Annotated in this window: 10 protein-coding genes; 1 reads left to right on the top strand and 9 read right to left on the bottom strand. The window is 44.8% G+C overall.

Going from position 1 to position 17,498, the window contains the following annotated elements; all coding sequences use genetic code 11:
• Positions 1-24: 24 nt before the first annotated feature.
• The 8 genes from C5749_RS12245 to C5749_RS12210 form a co-directional block, all read right to left on the bottom strand.
• Positions 25-3,288 (bottom strand): SusC/RagA family TonB-linked outer membrane protein, encoded by a 3,264-nt coding sequence (locus tag C5749_RS12245; protein ID WP_105726422.1) that lies wholly within the window; start codon positions 3,286-3,288, stop codon positions 25-27.
• Positions 3,289-3,491: 203 nt separating this feature from the next.
• Positions 3,492-6,377, bottom strand: coding sequence for an exo-beta-1,4-galactosidase (locus C5749_RS12240; protein WP_105726420.1), 2,886 nt, complete (start codon positions 6,375-6,377; stop codon positions 3,492-3,494).
• A gap of 12 nt (positions 6,378-6,389) precedes the next feature.
• On the bottom strand, positions 6,390-7,700 hold the full coding sequence (locus tag C5749_RS12235; RefSeq protein WP_105726418.1) for a rhamnogalacturonan acetylesterase: 1,311 nt from the start codon (positions 7,698-7,700) through the stop codon (positions 6,390-6,392).
• Positions 7,701-7,794: 94 nt separating this feature from the next.
• Entirely contained in the window at positions 7,795-8,970 is a 1,176-nt protein-coding gene (locus C5749_RS12230) for a Gfo/Idh/MocA family protein (protein ID WP_245893758.1), read from the bottom strand.
• Positions 8,971-8,981: 11 nt separating this feature from the next.
• Positions 8,982-9,974 (bottom strand): sugar phosphate isomerase/epimerase family protein, encoded by a 993-nt coding sequence (locus C5749_RS12225; protein ID WP_105726416.1) that lies wholly within the window; start codon positions 9,972-9,974, stop codon positions 8,982-8,984.
• A gap of 67 nt (positions 9,975-10,041) precedes the next feature.
• A complete protein-coding gene (locus C5749_RS12220; protein WP_105726414.1) occupies positions 10,042-11,328 on the bottom strand; it encodes a Gfo/Idh/MocA family protein in 1,287 nt (428 codons plus the stop codon).
• Positions 11,329-11,540: 212 nt separating this feature from the next.
• Positions 11,541-13,985 (bottom strand): glycoside hydrolase family 2 TIM barrel-domain containing protein, encoded by a 2,445-nt coding sequence (locus C5749_RS12215; protein ID WP_105726413.1) that lies wholly within the window; start codon positions 13,983-13,985, stop codon positions 11,541-11,543.
• Positions 13,986-13,995: 10 nt separating this feature from the next.
• Positions 13,996-15,840 (bottom strand): rhamnogalacturonan lyase family protein, encoded by a 1,845-nt coding sequence (locus C5749_RS12210; RefSeq protein WP_181151396.1) that lies wholly within the window; start codon positions 15,838-15,840, stop codon positions 13,996-13,998.
• 173 nt (positions 15,841-16,013) lie between these two features.
• Between C5749_RS12210 and C5749_RS12205 the strand changes: the two genes are divergently transcribed.
• Complete coding sequence (locus tag C5749_RS12205) at positions 16,014-16,262, top strand: hypothetical protein (protein WP_146113748.1); 249 nt, start codon at positions 16,014-16,016, stop codon at positions 16,260-16,262.
• A gap of 231 nt (positions 16,263-16,493) precedes the next feature.
• On the opposite strand, the gene C5749_RS12200 is transcribed toward C5749_RS12205, so the two are convergent.
• Positions 16,494-17,489 carry an Rpn family recombination-promoting nuclease/putative transposase gene (locus tag C5749_RS12200; RefSeq protein WP_181151393.1) on the bottom strand — a complete coding sequence of 332 codons (996 nt, stop codon included), beginning with the start codon at positions 17,487-17,489 and terminating at the stop codon, positions 16,494-16,496.
• Between the last annotated feature and the right edge of the window lie 9 nt (positions 17,490-17,498).

The raw sequence follows: 17,498 nt of genomic DNA, 5'->3' as shown, positions 1-17,498 counted from the left end.
TTCCTTTCATTTTACATTACCTTATTAAAAGTTGGCCCGAATACTGAATACATAAGATTGCGGTAGGATGGTATTATTATTGCTTCCACCGAGTGGATTACCATTACCTGAAGCTCTTTCCCAATTCGTATCATCATCGGGATTATAGCCCATTTTGACAGCGTCTTTCCCGAATATAAAGGGGTTCAGCACCTGTGCATTGAGCTGTAAACCCTTGACGAAGCGATTTGTCAGCAACACCTTCGGTAGATCATACGTCAACGAGATATTACGGACGGAAACGAAGGACCCGTCGTGATGCTGCATCGCGACCCCCGCATTTTCTCTACCTGACAAACTGCTTGCCATTGGCCAAGTACCGTTTGGATTATCCCAGGACCAAAGATCATTTTCTACCCTTCCATTCGGCCAAATGCCACCATAAGAATTCGGATAACCTCCAAAAAAGGTTTGCCCCCATCTCGCATAGATAAATGTACTCAATGTTAAGTCTTTATAGCGAAATGTATTGGTGATACCACCAGACCATTTTGGACGGTTGGTTCCTCTAATCACCATATCATCTGCCGTTATACGATAGTCACCGTTTTGGTCAACCACGCGTACAGTTCCAGGATAAAAATCATGTCCATTCTCGTTAAACCTCTCCATTTCGGCGATATCTTCCGGTGTCCCTTGCCATATCCCTGCATTGTCTAATTCGTAAAATACGTGGAGCGGCTGGCCAATAAACCACCGTTGTGCCAACATGTCCTGTTTGCCGTTCTGCAACTCCACAATTTCTTCATGATTGGTATTCCAATTGAAAGAGGTTGTCCATGTAAAATGCTCTTTTTGGATATTGACCGTGTTTAAGGTTATTTCAAAACCTCGATTCAGGGTCTTTCCGATATTTTCCAATTTTTCTACATATCCCGAAACCGGAGGCAGTGAACGCGTGAGGAGCAGATCGGATGTGTTGCCTTGATAAAATTCCAAACTACCACTTACTCGGTTGTTCAATACATTAAAATCTATACCCACATTGTACTGTGCTGTCTGCTCCCAACCCAGAAGAGGATTTCGCACCAATTGCGGCAAATAGCCAATTGCAGCATTTTCTCCAAATACATACGGGTTGCGGCTCAACGGTCCACCCGAAGTATAGGGGTTCACCGCCGAATTGCCCGTCACACCGTATCCACCGCGCAACTTCAGCTCGTTCAACCAAGAAACGTTCTGCATAAAATTTTCATCCATGACGTTCCAGGCCAAGGCAACGGAAGGATAAAAATGCCATTTATGCCCAGGTGCCAATACAGATGCTCCATCATACCGACCCGTCGCCGTGATGAGGTATTTACCTTTGTAACCGTAATTGACACGTCCCATATAAGACATCAGCGTCTTTTCCGAGAAACCAGTTCCATAACCATTAGGACGACCATTGGAATTGGCAGCCAGATCGTACCAGTAACTGATATCGTATACGGTTCCGATAACATTTGTTGCTGTGCTCTCAAATTGTTCCCGCTGTGCAGACTGCAATAAAGTCACATTCAGTCGATGGTCCTCTCCGAAATTTTGATCGACATAGAGCAAATTTTCAGCTACCCAAGAAAACCGTTGCTCGTTTGTATATCCGGCGGTATTAGGTCTATTGTTCAGGTGGTTAGTAGCTCCAGGCCCCGTCCAAGCGCCTGCTCGCCAATTTCGGAACTGCGCCCCGAAATTGAACCGATATTTCAGCCACGGCAAAAACTGTACCTCAGAAAACAAGGTAGGTGAAATCGCATAAGTCTTTCGTTCGTTCTTCACCTGATCAATGTCCATAACGGGATTAAAAAGCTGCAGATTGCCCCCTGGGTTTAGGATCCAATTGCCATCAGGATCTTTTGGGGTGGCATAAGGAAATTGATCCAATGCACGCGAAAGAAGATTCTTCGAACCGGTATTTGAGATATTCGTCGAGATACCGTAATTCTGCAAGGAAGTTGATGCGAAGATACTTGCGCCAAATGTCAGCCAATCATTTGCTGTTATATCGCCGTTCAGATTAATATTAAAACGCTCATAATCCTGATCTTTTAGTACACCTTGTTGGTCAAAATAATCTATGGAAGCGTATATACGTGACTTTTCCGTTCCCGAAGACAGCGACACCTGGTGATTTTGTGTTACTCCCGGACGTGTCACATCGCCTACCCAATCGTAGGTCGGGATATTAGCCGAGTTGTAAACAGGCACTTCTGCCGGCCAGCCCATAGCACGTTCAGCTGCCGTTGTAGGCCGCATCTTTACAATCTTTCCAAACTCCTCCCACTCATAGCCTTTCCATACATTATTTAGCGCATGGATATCTTGTGAAAGACCCATCTGACGTTCGTCTAAAGACGGGTCGGGAAACCACGTCTTCGCCGGAGAAAAACCATCTGTAATAAGCTCCGTATTATACATACCACCATTTATCAAGCTTTCTCGCCAGCGATCGATATATTGCCCCCCAGTCATCCAATCGGTTAAGGATCGATAACGGTCGATCGTCGCTGTACCACGATAAGCAGCCGTCACCTGGCCTACTTTCCCTCTTTTGGTCGTTACTAAGATCACGCCGTTGGCCGCACGTGATCCATAGATGGCTGTCGCTGATGCATCTTTCAGGACATCCAGCGATTCAATGTCATTTGGACTGATATCACCTAAACTGCCACCTACCAAGGGGATACCGTCAACCACAATTAGCGGGTCATTCTGGGCGGTCAAGGAACGATTACCCCGAATCCTAATGCCTGGTGTTTCTCCGGGTCGAATATTGCTGGCCACGTTTACACCGGCGGCTTTCCCCTGTAACGCTTCTGATATATTCTGAACCGGTCGTTCCTGCAATTCTTCGCCCGAAACACGGGAGATTGCACCCGTAACGTCTCTTCTCCGTTGGGTACCGTAACCGACCACAACGACCTCTTCCAAATCGCGTTCGTCTTGTATCAACGTGATATTGAGCTGCGTACCAGTAACGGGAACCTCTTTTGATAGATATCCGATAGTCGTAATAACCAGGGTCTGCCCCTGCGTGGCGTCGATGCGAAACAAACCTTCGACATCTGTACTCGATTGAATGGTACCCCCCTTTACCGACACAGTAGCGTTAGGAATAGCTTCGTTGGTTAACTCGTCCGTTACCCTACCGCTAACAGTAGACGTCTGCGTTTGCGCAGACAAATGGGACGTGTAAAAAATGCTACAAGTGATATAGCATACCACAACAAGCATTCGAGAAATGAGTTTTTTAGGGATAAAATGTTTCATAAATGATGTTACTACGTGTTTATAATTAGACAATACCAAGCTTATTCTTTACGCGTCACCATAGGCACTCAACAGGATGATCTCGCGGTAAAAATACTGTTACAAGTCTATTCTACTACGAAGTTATCTTTTTGTTTCACTGGTAGCAACCTGCGGCATCCTGCTCGACTAACCCCTTGCCTGGCATATCAGCGATACCGTGTTTAGTGCTGCAGCATTTCTGTCAAATCCGGCTTCAATTCATCTGGAGAAGACTTGGTATAGGTATCGAAGGTAAGTGTTGATTCCTTCGTCACCAAGTTCTGTATAAGGCGTATGTCAATCTTCTGTGCGGGTTGAAATGAGGACGAAGCCATATAATTAACGATGCTGTGGTATAGATTTTTTCTAACGATATTTTCTGAATCTCCGGAAAGATCCGCCGAAGAAACGAGTATCTTCCCCTTACCCACTTTTGCTTCAAAGAGTAAAGCTAAACGTCTATTCATAAACCAGGTGTCAATAGGCTGTACCAATGGTCGGAACGACGACGGAAAATCCTCCAAATGCATAACTTGGGTTTTATGTAAAATATCCCACCATTGAAGACTGCTATGGTTTTTTGTTGGAAAAGACGCAAACGCAGCGTGCCGATCATCCAAGGTAATGCCAAGGGTATGTGGCGGACGCATTTTAAACCAAGAGGTGTTCCAAAAAACAGGACGAAAATGCTGTTCGATTTCTTTGCCTTGCGTAATTTTCCCCGACAGATTCAAAAATACAGTGCCGCCGTCGTCCAACACTTGGCCGACCCGATCGTTGATCTCCGTCGCATAAAACACATCGCTGGATAAGACAGGTAGCTCTTTAGGATAGATATAAAAATCCCAGTCATTGCTGATCTCCGTCCCTTCCAAAATGATTTCCAGCTTCATTTCCTTCGCTGTCCGGATTCCATCTAGCGGAATCTCTATCTGCTCTACGTTTTCATGAAGCCCAAGATCCAATTTATCTACGACGAGTTTTCCTGCCGCATATGCGTTGCCCTCATTATTTCGCAAGCGCCAGTTTAGCGTAGGATTTTCCAAGGCACGCTGGCCAAAGTGGGCGACGTCTATCGAAAAACGAAGCGTTTCGGAATGATCAAACACAAATTTTGGTGTACGTATCAGTAAGACAGTGGTGTCACAAGCCTTTCGAAACTCCTTGGCATCTATATAGCCTTTTTCTTCCCAAAAAGCGTCCAGAAGCCCTACCATCGCCGTACCTTGCCCCGGATAATCGTTTAAAGACAGTAGTTGAAATCCAGAGTAACCTGGCGTACGAAAAGCCCTTTCCATTTCGTGTTTATAGGCTAATGCCTGTAAACTGCCGGAGGCTTGTAAAAATATCTTAGCCTGGTCTCGCATGTGATGGTCGTTCAGATCTTCTTCAAAAAGTTCAAAATTTTTTGCACGATACGCACCTGTATATTTTTCTATCTCTTCAAAGTTGGGAAAAACGCAGTGTTGCCCTAACTCATGCGCTACAAAAGGAACTGTAAATTGCGCGATCTGCTGTCTAAAGTCATTCTGACTCTCCGGTCTTCGGTTCCAATCTACACCTCGAGCCCCGGCCCGGACCATAAACTCATTATTTTGTATAACCGGCCAACTACCTCCTACAGATGCTCCGGTATATAGTCGTCGTGCATCCTTCGCTTTCCAATAATTCACAAAAGCGGTTAGGTAAGGGATCTGATTACCACGCGGTTCGTTACCGTATGCCATCATACAGAAAGAAGCATAGTTCCCGTACTGCTGTGCCATGCGGCCGGTCTCCTCGTAAATATATTGGTCTATCGGCTCTCCCCTTCCAAGTGACGAACCATGATTTGCCCAGCTCGGCCCTTCAGGCTGTAGATATAAGCCTACGATATCCGCAGCCTTAAACGCAGCTTCTGGCGGACACCAGGAGTGGTAACGCACATGGTTCAACCCGTAGGATTTGATTTTACGGAAAATCTTCAGCCAGCTATCCACATCTGTATTCGGATAGCCTGTAAGTGGAAACACCGCATTATCGCAGGTGCCCCGTAAAAACGTTTTCCGCCCATTCACATAAAAGTATCGGTCTCTCGCTTTAAACTCCCGCATGCCAAATGTTACCTCTCGCTCGTCCAAAAGGTTTTCACCATCATACAGCTGAAAAGTGGCACGGTATAAATTCGGGTGAAACTCGTCCCAAAGCAACATACCTTCGCCCAGCGTCATTGATAGATCTATGGTATCCTTAACATTTCGAGGCTGGATGGTACGGGTGTATCCTTTCGTTTGATGAACCACCGAACTATTGAAGCTTTCAGCTTTATATAGAATGCGTAGCTTTCTAGTTCGGTCGGTTCTTACGTTCAAACGGATATTCGCCTTTTTTTGATGGATATCCGGATAAACTTGTATATCATCTAAGTGGATTTTCGATCGTTTTTCTATCCCTATCCGTCCTATAATACCATTCCAATTCCCTTGGGTATGATCGGTTAAACTATGCGAATCGGGACCGACGTTAATTGCTTTGATACGGTTATCTACACGTATGGTAAGCGTATTGTTCCCTTCTTTTACAAGATCTGCAATTTCAAATTGATGCGCAACCACCATACTGTTTTGCATCCCTACTTTCTTTCCATTTACCCAGACGGATGCTTCGGTATGCGGCTGCTCCAAAAACAGGTTGAGGCTACCCCGCAAGTCGGTGGCCAAAAGCACGAAATCCCGCTGGTACCATGCTACACCCACATAATGTTTTAAAGGGGTTAACCAGAAAGGTAATTTTAAGTTATCTGATTGCCGAAATTTCTCCAATCGAGGATGATAGTAGAAGGAGCTGTCATAAATACTTCCAGTCCATTGCGTTTCGAGCGTAATTACATCGCCGATGTTTTGCTCCACCAGTGAACCGGGTAATCGGACCTCCTCCTGCAGCACCCGATCAAACCAAAACTGCTCCGTCCCTACATCGTCTCTATCGAGCGCAAATCTCCAGGAACCAGAAAGATCAATAAAATTACGCTGTGCCCAGACCTCCGAAACGAACAGGGCCAAAATACACACAAAAATAAATCTGTTCATCAGTTTATACCTTTAATTTCCATCCGGCTTCCTATCACTATTTTTTACACTCAACGGCCATTCCCAATCTTCGGGCGCATCGGGCTTGGTAGATTTATAGCTTTTGAAATCAATAATATGTTTGCGTATATCTAAGCGGTTGTCGATGATACCTTGAAGTACCATTTTTGCGATTTGGTATGCGCCATAGGTATTGAAGTGTGTGTTATCTTGCAAAGACTCGGGTTGCCCTGGAAACGTATTTGCGGCATAATGAACGAATGCTTGTTTCGAGCCTTCCACGCCTAAAGTTTCGTAAAATGTGCGGGTCATCTTATTCAGATCGATTAGCGGCACCTGTAATTCCTGGGCTACTTTGCGGGCCGCATTGGGATAGTCGGCTAAGGTATATTGTAGCTGTCCGTCGGAATCAAAAGAACGTCGCGCTGTAGAGGTAACAATAACTGGCATACCGCCTATTGCGCGAAAAGCTTCTACAAAATAGCGCAGTCGTTCGGTATAACCGTTGTAAGCGCCCGCTTTCTCACCTTTTTCTTTTTGATCGTTATGCCCGAATTCGATAAAAAGGTAATCACCTGGTTTGGCGATGGTTAATATTTTATCCAGCCGTTTAGACGTTAGAAACGAACTTAACGCTAAGCCTGATTCCGCGTGATTGGCAATCGCCATTTGGGTATCGAAAAAACGCGGAATCATCTGACCCCAAGATGCCCAAGGTTCGTGATCTTGATTAACCACCGTGGAGTTACCCGCCAAAAAAATGGTTGGTACGTCCTGGACCTGCTCTACCCTTATGTAGCGTATATTGTTGGTATGTTGAAATTCTAAGGTAAGTTTATCGTCCCAGTCTAACTTTTCTAATTCGCGCGGCTTTTTCAAGCGCACATATTCTCCCTCACGGATACGTGCATCTTTTCGATTCACGATAAAGCTTCTTTGTACCTCTTTATTCCGCGGTACCTTTACTTGTTCCAACTGCAATCGTCTTGACTCGGAACGGACCGTACTCTTGAATACGCTATCGCTCAGCCCCTGATATCCAATTGATACCTTATAGTTTCCTTCGGGCACATTGACGGAGAAATAGAAGGGCTTGTTACTAAATAAGATATGGCTACCCTCCCGTATCTCGACATTTTTTTCAGAACCAAATTCAAAACCATATTGTCCATTTGCCTCGTACGGTTCAGCAGTTTTTAATATAACAGAGCGATCGCTAAAGGCTTTGCCAAAACTGAACTCGTATTGCATAATTTGAGCTGAAAGCGTCGATACACAAAACGGCCATACCAAACTTATGATGATGTTGTAAAATTTAATCATTTCGTATGTGCAATGATTTATTTATGGCATTGCTATACGCAAGTTATTGTTTTGCTCATTCAGCGGCAACCTGTGGCAACCTGCCTCTCCCCCTTTACTCCACCCATTTGACCCACTTGGCTTCATCATCCCATCCCGCTTTCACGATCGTCTCAATAAACTGCATGCCTCGCACGCCGTCGTATACATTAGGAAAATCCAACATCTCTGGTGTAGGCTGTTCTTCTGCCTTCTGCGCAGCAACCGTCAGAGCAAAATTACGGTAGATGTTAGCGAAAGCCTCGATAAAGCCTTCGGGGTGTCCTCCCGGTGTTCGTACATTCCATTGTGTATTCTTACCTAAATAGGAACGATCTCTTCCAATATGTATAATTTGTTCAGGATCATCGGACGTTTTCAGATACAATATGTTTGGATCTTCTTGAATCCATTGCAGACCACCCTTCTCTCCATACACCCGGATATTGATATTATTGGACTCTCCAGCGGCTATCTGACTGGCCGCCAATAGGGCTTTCACTCCCTGCTCCATTCTCATCATAGCCGTGCCATCGTCATCAATCGGGCGCCCGGGCACGAAGGTATTCAGTTCGGCACACATTTCTTCAACCTTCAATCCCGACACATATTCACATAGATGCCAAGCATGTGTGCCGATATCGCCCATACAACCTGCTTTACCCGATGATTTCGGGTCGGTACGCCAACCCGCATTGTTTCCCTTTTCTATTTCTATGCGTCCTGCCAGCCAACCTTGGGGATACTCTACGTAAATACGACGCAGTTTACCCAATTCGCCAGCAGCAATTCTTGCTTTCATCTCTTTAACGGCGGGATATCCCGAATAAACGTGGGTCAGCGCCAACACCAGCCCTGTTTCTTCGACTTTCCTTTGAAGTACCTTTGCCTCTTCTAGCGAGAATGTCATTGGTTTGTCCAGCACTACGTGGATACCTCTCTCAAGCGCCATCATAGCTGGCTCGAAGTGATGTTTATTGGGTGTAACGATAGTGACGAAGTTCATTCGTTCTTCTTCAGATAATAACATCTCCTTTTCGAACATCTCTTGATACGTACTATATATACGTTCTTCAGGAAGGCAATAAACGCTTCCCGACTGCCGAGAGACTTCCGTATTGGAACTAAAACATCCACATACCAATTCAATCCTATTTTCCATTAAGGCCGCTCGCAGATGAATGGCGCCAATAAAACCGGTGATGCCACCTCCGACCATGCCCATTTTCAGTTTTCTGTTTGTTGTCTCCATAAAACGATATATTAATCTTTTGCAAAAAAAGCATCGAACGCGTGTTTTGACATTTGAAAATCAATGCGTTTGGTAAATTCACAGGATTCGCGTGCACCGTGATCACGGTCCATGGCGCTATCTTCCCATTCTATCGAAAGGGGACCTTGGTACCCGATGGTGTTGAGCGCACGTATAATATTTTCAAAATTGATCTTGCCCCTTCCTACGCTTCTGAAATTCCAAAAGCGCCGAGGATCCCCAAATGGGACGTGCCCACCAAACACCCCCACTTGTTTAGGCGTATCGCTCCAATAAACATCTTTCATATGGACGTGAAAAATTCGATCGGGAAACTGGTAAATAAAGTCTACATAGTCTACCCCCTGATACCCTAAATGGCTGGGGTCGTAATTAAATCCGAAAGCAGGATGATTCCCAACAGCTTCCAATGCGCTGCGTGCCGAAAATGTATCGAATGCAATCTCCGTTGGGTGTACTTCCAGTGCAAAACGGACACCTAATTTTTCAAATTCATCCAGAATGGGAATAAAACGACGGGCAAACGCTTTGTAGCCTTCCTCAATCATCGATTCTGGAACGGGAGGAAACGAATAAAGTAAATGCCATATGGGACTTCCCGTAAATCCGACTACCGTATTTACACCTAATGATTTGGCAGCCTTCGCTGTTAATACCAACTCTTCCGCAGCGCGCTGGCGGACACCTTCAGGTTCACCGTCCCCCCATATATACTCGGGCAAAATGCTCTTGTGCCGTTCGTCAATCCGATCGCATACCGCTTGGCCGATCAAATGCGAAGAAATCGTGCGTAATTGCAGCCCGTACTTTCCCAAAAGGTCTTTGATACCCTGATAATATGCGGGATCGGTTTGTCGTACATCCAGGTGATCGGGCAATCCCAGCTCAAGTCCGTCGTAACCAAATTCTTTTGCTTTGGCACAAACATGCTCTAATGATAAATCTCCCCATTGAAGGGAGTATAGTGTTACTAATCGAGACATATTGATGTGGTTTATATGTTTTAGATACTATTTTTCTGCTCACAATCGACAGAACAGGTTTCTTCGTTTACAGCTGAGGCTGTTTGTAACCATTATGATATTCGGCCATCAGGTAACGATTAGCTTCTTCGTCTGTAAATTTCCTATTTTCCTTATCCCAGTACAGTTTTTTACCCGTTCGGTAGGCAATATTTCCCATCTGCGAAAAGATAGCGATATGCGCTCCGGCTTCAATAGGAGCATGTAGTAATGTAGCATCTTTACGTTGTATCGCCTGCACGAAATTCGCCATATGTTTTTCCAAACCGTTATCTTGACTTTTCTGCAATGAAATCGCTTCCATCCGATCACTTTCAGGAATAACCTCCCATCCTTTCCGATTCAGCACAAGCGTCCCGTTGTTGCCTATAAAAGCAACACCGTGATCTCTACTATAAGGTCCTTGATCTATGCCTATAGCATGCTCCCACTGTATATTAAAATCATCATATTCAAACACTGCAGTTAATGTATCTGGTGTTTCCGCGGCATCATCCGGGTAAGCAAATTTACCTCCGGCAGCCATAACCGATTGCGGATCCGATACGTGCATACCCAATAGTGCATAATCCAACATGTGCACTCCCCAATCAGTCATCAGTCCACCTGCATAGTCCCAGAACCAGCGAAATTCAAAATGGAAACGGTTAGGGTTGAATGGCCTTTCCTTTGCTGGACCTAACCATCGATCGTAGTGAACACCTGGCGGTGTCGGCGCATCAGGCTTTACGGGTATACTTTTCATCCAGCCTTGATAAGCCCATGCCTTTACTAATCTAATTTTACCCAGTTTACCTGAATGCACAAAATCAATAGCGTCTTTAAAATGCTTTTGGCTCCGTTGCCATTGTCCCACTTGCACAATGCTATTGTATTTTAGCGCCGCTGCCACCATAATCTCACATTCCCCGATGGAGTTACCTATTGGTTTCTCGACGTACACATGCTTGCCCGCTTTTACGGCATCCACCATTTGCAAACAATGCCAATGATCTGGCGTGCCGATGATCACGGTATCCACCAGATCTCCTGCTAGCAGCTCTTTATAATCGATGAAACGTTTGACTTCAATATTCCTTTTCTTAAGCTCGGCTATACGCTGATCCAAAACACCTTCGTCTACATCGCATAGTGCGGTACATTGCACATTAGGTTGCTTGAGCAAAGCCATTAGATTGGCCCAGCCCATGCCCTTTACACCAATCAGCCCCACTTTAAGATTTTTTTGGGGGGAAGAAAAAGCATTTGCTTTATAGACCATGCCAGCGGCAGCCAACATAGCAGTACTTTTAATAAACTCTTTTCTTTTCATCATATAAGTTTAAATAGCTATAGGTAAATTCACCTTACGTTTCGGCAACACGCTGAGTGAAACCGGTTGCATAAAGTGTAATTAATTGTTTAAGTTACGTTTAATCAATAACATTTACAACTTCTATCCATAAAATCATACATCACCGTACTGTCAAACCACGGAAGAGCACTGTAACACGCACACGGGAGAGCGGAAGATTGATAGAAAGGTGGTTACTGTGCCATCATACGTATAGATGCCGTGTTTAGCTCCGGTCCTTTTACTTTCAAGTCTATAGTTCCCGATTTTTCGACGGATTGCACCAAGACAACCAGTTTACCGTTAAAGGCATTCATTTTGGGTTCATGAAACATTTCTAAGGAAGTTGCATCTCCATTACATACTGCTTTAAATATACCAGCGCCCTCCACTTCAAAACGTAATGGTAGGTCAGCATGAGGGCAAAGATTGCCTTCTTCATCCCGGATTTCAACTGTCACAAAAGCAAGATCCTTTCCATCGGCGTCCAGTATTGTTTTATCGGCTTTAAGGTAGATTGTAGTAGGTTTCGATGCCGTGTGTACTGTCTTACTTTCGGCAATTTCACCCGCTGCGTCATATGCAATGACCTTGATTGTGCCTGGCTGATATACGACTTCGTTCCATCGCAGACGGTAACGATCTAGTCTTGACAAAGGGTCTTTCTTTCTCTTGCCCTGACTAACGCCATTTACAAAAAGCTCAGCTTCGGGGTAGCTGCTGTAGCAGTACACAGGAATAGTGTCTCCTTCTTTTCCGTCCCACGTCCAGTGGGGTAGTATATGTAGTGTTGATTCTACCGTATCCCAACGGCTTTTGTACAAATAATAGCGGTCTTTGGGCAGACCAGCCAAATCACAAATGCCAAAATATGAGCTGCGAGAAGGCCAGTATCCATCATATGGTGTAGGTTCTCCTAAATAATCAAAACCTGTCCACACGAATTCGCCAATGACCCACGATTTATCATCTTGTAGTATCCAGTCGTCTTCGGGAAGATTAGACCAGCTGCAAGACTCCAAGTCGTAAGACGAGCTTTGACCATCATCATACTTTACTTCTTTCCCTTCTATAGCTGGAAATTTATAGATGCCTCTAGAACTGACCGTCGAAGCTGTCTCTGAGCCGAGGATAAATCCCTGCGGCAACTTTCCGTAGGCCGTCTCATAAAGATGCGTTCGGTAGTTCAGGCCGGGAACATCCAAAACTGCCGCAAAACCATTAGTTATAGCGTTGTCCACTCGGTCCATACCCACCGTAACCAGACGGGTAGGATCTTCTCGGTGACATATGTCCTGAAGCAACTTAACCATCCGGCCGCCGTTAGCGCTTCTTTGTTCCGGCACTTCATTTCCAATACTCCACATGACAATTGACGGATGATTCCGGTGGCGACGGATCAAATTAACGAGATCTTTCTCCGCCCATTCATCATATAAACGATTGTAACCGTTTTTAACTTTTGCATATTTCCATTCGTCAAAACTTTCGGCGATAACCATCAATCCTAGCTCATCACATAAATCCATCTGCCAAGGAGAAGGCATATTGTGCGCCGTCCGTATCGCGTCGGCTCCCATATCTTTCATAATTTGCAGCTGGCGACGTAGTGCTGCTTTGTTCAGCGCCGCGCCCAACGGGCCTAAATCGTGGTGAAGACAAACACCTTTTAGCTTACGCGATTTCCCATTCAACATAAAGCCACCTTGCGCATTAATTTGTACGTCTCGTATACCAAACCGTGTAGAGTCCATATCTAGCAAACGACCATTCTCATAAATCTCGATCTTAGCACAATAAAGGGAAGGATCTTCAGGAGACCAGCGTTTAGGTTTAGTGATGTCTATATTTTCTTCAACGATCTCTTGGACGTTATCAAATTCTCCCTTACGTTGTGCGACTATTCTACCCGATTGATCTGTTATTGTGGTAATGACCTTTAGATTCTTATTCCGTACACCTTCCAATTCTGTACGGATATTGATACGTGCGTAATCCTCATTAGCAATCGGTGTCTTCACAAACATTCCCCATGTCCTTACACCCGATGGGTTAGAAAGAACTAAGTTAACCGGTCGGTAAATACCTGCTCCAGGGTACCATCGAGAAGACAACCCTTTATTTTCCAAACGAACAGCTAACAAATTATGTCCTTGATCTTGCAGATAAGGTGTGATATCAAAATGAAAACTATTATATCCGTATGCCCAGGAACCGACCTTACGTCCATTTATATAGACGTGTGCATCAGACATAGCTCCGTCAAAAACAAGCGTCGCTTTTTTATTATTGACATCAACTTCGGGTAAAACCAATCGATACCATCCGACACCGATATAAGGTAGTGATCCGGTTCTACCCGTTTTTTCTGTCGGAATTTTCTCTCCGTTTTGCTCTATGGCGATGACTTGCTTATCGATTTCCTTATCAAATGGATCTTTGATGGCCCAGTCGTGAGGTACGACCACTTGTTCCCAATTTGTATCATCTATTGCATTACTTTCAGCTCCAGGTATTTCTCCTTTATGGAATCTCCATCCTTTTTCTAAAGAAATGGCACTTCTTACTTGCGCCTGCAATACAGAAGATGATAGCAAAACCGTTAATAAAAAAGAAAGTATTTTTTCGCCACGTAACATATTCAATTAATTAATTTCCCAAATAATAAGATGGAACCGGTGCTTGCGGATAACCTTGCGAACGTTGAAGTACATAACTTCTATAGATGGGATCCTGCATCAGGGTTACTTTACGATCCTTCGCTGGAATATCGGTATGGTACATCCGAAGTTCACCCGGTAGCGCTGTAACCACTTCTTCACGCCAATCGCCAAATAAATCTGCAATCATGATGATATCACCATAGATACCACTAGCTATTTTATCGCCTTTCCAATAACCGATGGATTGATTTCTTCCTCCTGATGTCGATTCTGCACCCCAGCGATTATCATCACCGAAAAATAACTGCCGTACATTGCCTGCATCCCACCAGATCCAGTTTCGACAAGGAGGAACGTCCTCGTTAGCGCCTAATTTTTCTCCTTGTGCGCTCAACAGGTATTTATCTGTCGATCCACCTTTTTTATCTTCGGAAGCGAAACATTCTAATCCCGGGCTGTTCGGATCTATATCCGCGACCATGCCATCACCGACGTGAAACGTTTTATGACCTACCCCCCATATTCGCTCTCCGGTATTAGCATCCACCGTAGAAACACCATAGCCGTTATCTACCCAAGGTTCAATAGCTAAAAAAACTTCCATTCCTTCTCTCTGTGGATCGATATCGGTCAAGTAAGCCTTATCCGAGTGCCCCAACCCGGTTGACCAACGTAAGGTTCCATTACTATTCAGCATACATGATCCCAATAAGATTTCATCCTTTCCATCTCCATCTACATCGCCAGAAACCATGTTATGTGCGCCCTGGCTCCGAACAACAGGATTCTCTTCGTCGCCATCCCATCTCCATAGTTTTTCTAGTTTACCATTATCCAACTGCCATGCATCGACCACCATTAATCTATAGGTTCCGCGCGCAGCAAGAATACAAGGCGTCTTCCCATCTAAATAAGCCATGCCGATCTGATTTCTATTCTGGCGGTTTACGTCACCGTAACGATTGTTTCGCTCCGGCCAGTCTACCCGAGCAATTTCTTCACCTGTCATGCCATCCAATACCGATAAATACTCACTGCCTTCGTATATCCGTCCAGCTTCATTTTTTTTATAGTCATCAGCTGCTGTTTTCAATGCTACCTCCGCCTTTCCGTCACCGTCAAAATCGTAGACGATAAATGGGGAGTACCAAACCCCGGGCTCAATTCCCAACCCCAAATCCTTCGTCCATAAATAGGTACCGTCGTGCAAATAGGCTTCAATTTTATACGTGGTGCCGTCATCAGGCGTAGGTACCCCCGGATCCACGTTACTATTCGGGTGACGAATGATGTAGTCGTATTGACCGTCGCCGTTAAGATCCGCGACAGCTACTCGACCGGCTGTCACACTTGGATCTTTCAACTTGATACTATGATAATTGGCTTCTTCGTCTATTTTTTTTGAAAGTGACTTCTTTTCACTCAAAGTGCGTCCTTTCCCCTGTATGGCTTCCACCCAATACAGCGCATTATCAGCTTTAATTTGCGTATCCGCAAAATCCGTTGTTTCTGTTATAGGTTTCTTATTCAACTTCGTTTCTTTGCCATTTATAGAACGATATACATTAAACGCGACGTCTTCTTCATCTGTTTTTAACAACCTCCAGCTGATGTGGATCGCACCGCCTTCCTGGATACGCGCTAATGTCAAGCCACGGTTCAAGCTTTCTTCCACTCTCGTTTTGGCGAAGCCCCTTACTTCCGGCTTTTGAGCATGATTAGGTTTTAAAATCTCGTACATATAATTACGCTCTCTCGTGTCTTGTGAAAAAGCCAGCGTATTCATCGCGAAAAACAGTGTGGCACTGCATAAAATCTTGATATAGTGCATAAGAAAAGGTTTATTTTATATCTGATATCCCCTAAGTTAGTATTTTCATCTAGCTGAAGCAACCTGTACTGTCCTGTCTGAGAACATATTATTTATAAGAGCAGAGGCCATTCTCTCGCTGTGGAAACACGCATTTGCATCTACTCATGTTCATTTTGAGCAACAACAAGAGCATGGCGAGGGAACTCTTTGTCCTGACGAAGGACCTCTTTACCTTGTTGGGGCTCCTCAAAACGTTGCTGAGGGACCTCAATACCACATCGAGGGGCGTCAATGACAGCAAGGGGGACCTCAACGTTTATATGTCCTCCGTGTCGGAGCCTATGAGGGGCATCAACGTGACGTTGAGGGACGACAATAGGGCTTTGCCGTTGCTCAAAGCGTTATTGAGGTATGAGACCATCGTGTTGAGGGGGGAATAGGTTACATAGAGGTACCGATATAACGTGTAGAGGTACCGATACATCGTGTCGAGGGGGCTCTTGCCAGCATTGAGGGACAACAGCAGATGTAAGTCGGCCCTCGATGCTTCCTTGAGGGCCGTAGAGCGCACATATCGCTACCTCGACACACACATGAGGGGCATCGTTAAATCAACGAGGTACCGCAACAGGATGTTGAGGTACCTCAAAATGACGGAATCGTGTTAGACACTATTTCAGTTCTTCGACCTGCTCTACTGTAAGCCCTAAATCTTCGGCAATATCTTCTGCCCGAAGTCCCCTCTTTTTTAAATTCAACGCAGATTTGAGTTTCTCAGCCTCGGCACGGGCACGTTCTTCCGAACGACCTTTTTGTAATCCTTTTTCCATTCCCTTTTCTATTCCCTTTTCTATTCCCTTTTCCATTCCCTCTTCCATTCCCTTCTGCAGACCTTCCTGCAAGCCCCTCTCTCGACCTTCCCGAAGCCCTTCCTTAATTGCGGTAAGGCGGACACTTTCCGCATCCCGCTTATTCTTCAAACTTGACTCGTATAACTTCATATCCGATTCCGTTAAATTTGCTACCTTTCCAATATCAAATATAAGTCCAAATACCCGATTATCCAAAAATTTTGGCATTTCGTCGAGCTCTTCCATATGCTTGAAGAGGTATAGCCACATATCCATATAACGCTTAATTTCAGACTGTTCCTTTTTAAAATTGGGCAAAACCAATAGCTTGTATCCCAACTTGTCATAAAATACCACGTTGCTCTCCCGGTCACACAAGGCTACATCATAATAATACTGTTCGGATACCGATCGATCCAGAACAAAGTTCAATATACCGATGAAGTAAACTTCCGGCAATTCATATGTATTGCCTTTGTGGCCACGCGGAACGAGCTTGTTGATGAGGCGAGATGTATAATACACCGTCCGGTCCTTGAAAAACTCCTGTGACAACTGCTGCATCTCGATAATGAAGTGGCTGCCATCTTCGCTAGTACAGTACAAATCGAAAATGACTTTGCGATCGGCCTCTTGCGTACCATTGTGCTCGGCAGGACGGTATTCGAGATCTTTGATGACCTTCTCCCCTTCAAAAAGACCATTGAGAAAATTAATGAGATTGGGCTTTCCGCCATCCGGGCCAAAATATAGCTTCATACCGAAGTCGGTACACATATCGACATACTTGCCCAGAAAATTTCTGTTCTTTTTCATAACACTTAC

The sequence above is a fragment of the Sphingobacterium gobiense genome, assembly GCF_002980575.1.
Taxonomy (GTDB): domain Bacteria; phylum Bacteroidota; class Bacteroidia; order Sphingobacteriales; family Sphingobacteriaceae; genus Sphingobacterium; species Sphingobacterium gobiense.
The sequence above is the reverse complement of the archived record's forward strand: the minus strand, read 5'-3'. Positions and strand labels throughout refer to the sequence as shown.

Coding starts and splice junctions, on each gene's coding strand:
- C5749_RS12200 (WP_181151393.1), bottom strand. CDS start 17,489: ATGAAAAAGAACAGAAATTTTCTGGGCAAGTATGTCGATATGTGTACC.
- C5749_RS12225 (WP_105726416.1), bottom strand. CDS start 9,974: ATGTCTCGATTAGTAACACTATACTCCCTTCAATGGGGAGATTTATCA.
- C5749_RS12240 (WP_105726420.1), bottom strand. CDS start 6,377: ATGAACAGATTTATTTTTGTGTGTATTTTGGCCCTGTTCGTTTCGGAG.
- C5749_RS12230 (WP_245893758.1), bottom strand. CDS start 8,970: ATGGAGACAACAAACAGAAAACTGAAAATGGGCATGGTCGGAGGTGGC.
- C5749_RS12235 (WP_105726418.1), bottom strand. CDS start 7,700: ATGATTAAATTTTACAACATCATCATAAGTTTGGTATGGCCGTTTTGT.
- C5749_RS12215 (WP_105726413.1), bottom strand. CDS start 13,985: ATGTTACGTGGCGAAAAAATACTTTCTTTTTTATTAACGGTTTTGCTA.
- C5749_RS12205 (WP_146113748.1), top strand. CDS start 16,014: ATGGCGAGGGAACTCTTTGTCCTGACGAAGGACCTCTTTACCTTGTTG.
- C5749_RS12220 (WP_105726414.1), bottom strand. CDS start 11,328: ATGATGAAAAGAAAAGAGTTTATTAAAAGTACTGCTATGTTGGCTGCC.
- C5749_RS12210 (WP_181151396.1), bottom strand. CDS start 15,840: ATGCACTATATCAAGATTTTATGCAGTGCCACACTGTTTTTCGCGATG.
- C5749_RS12245 (WP_105726422.1), bottom strand. CDS start 3,288: ATGAAACATTTTATCCCTAAAAAACTCATTTCTCGAATGCTTGTTGTG.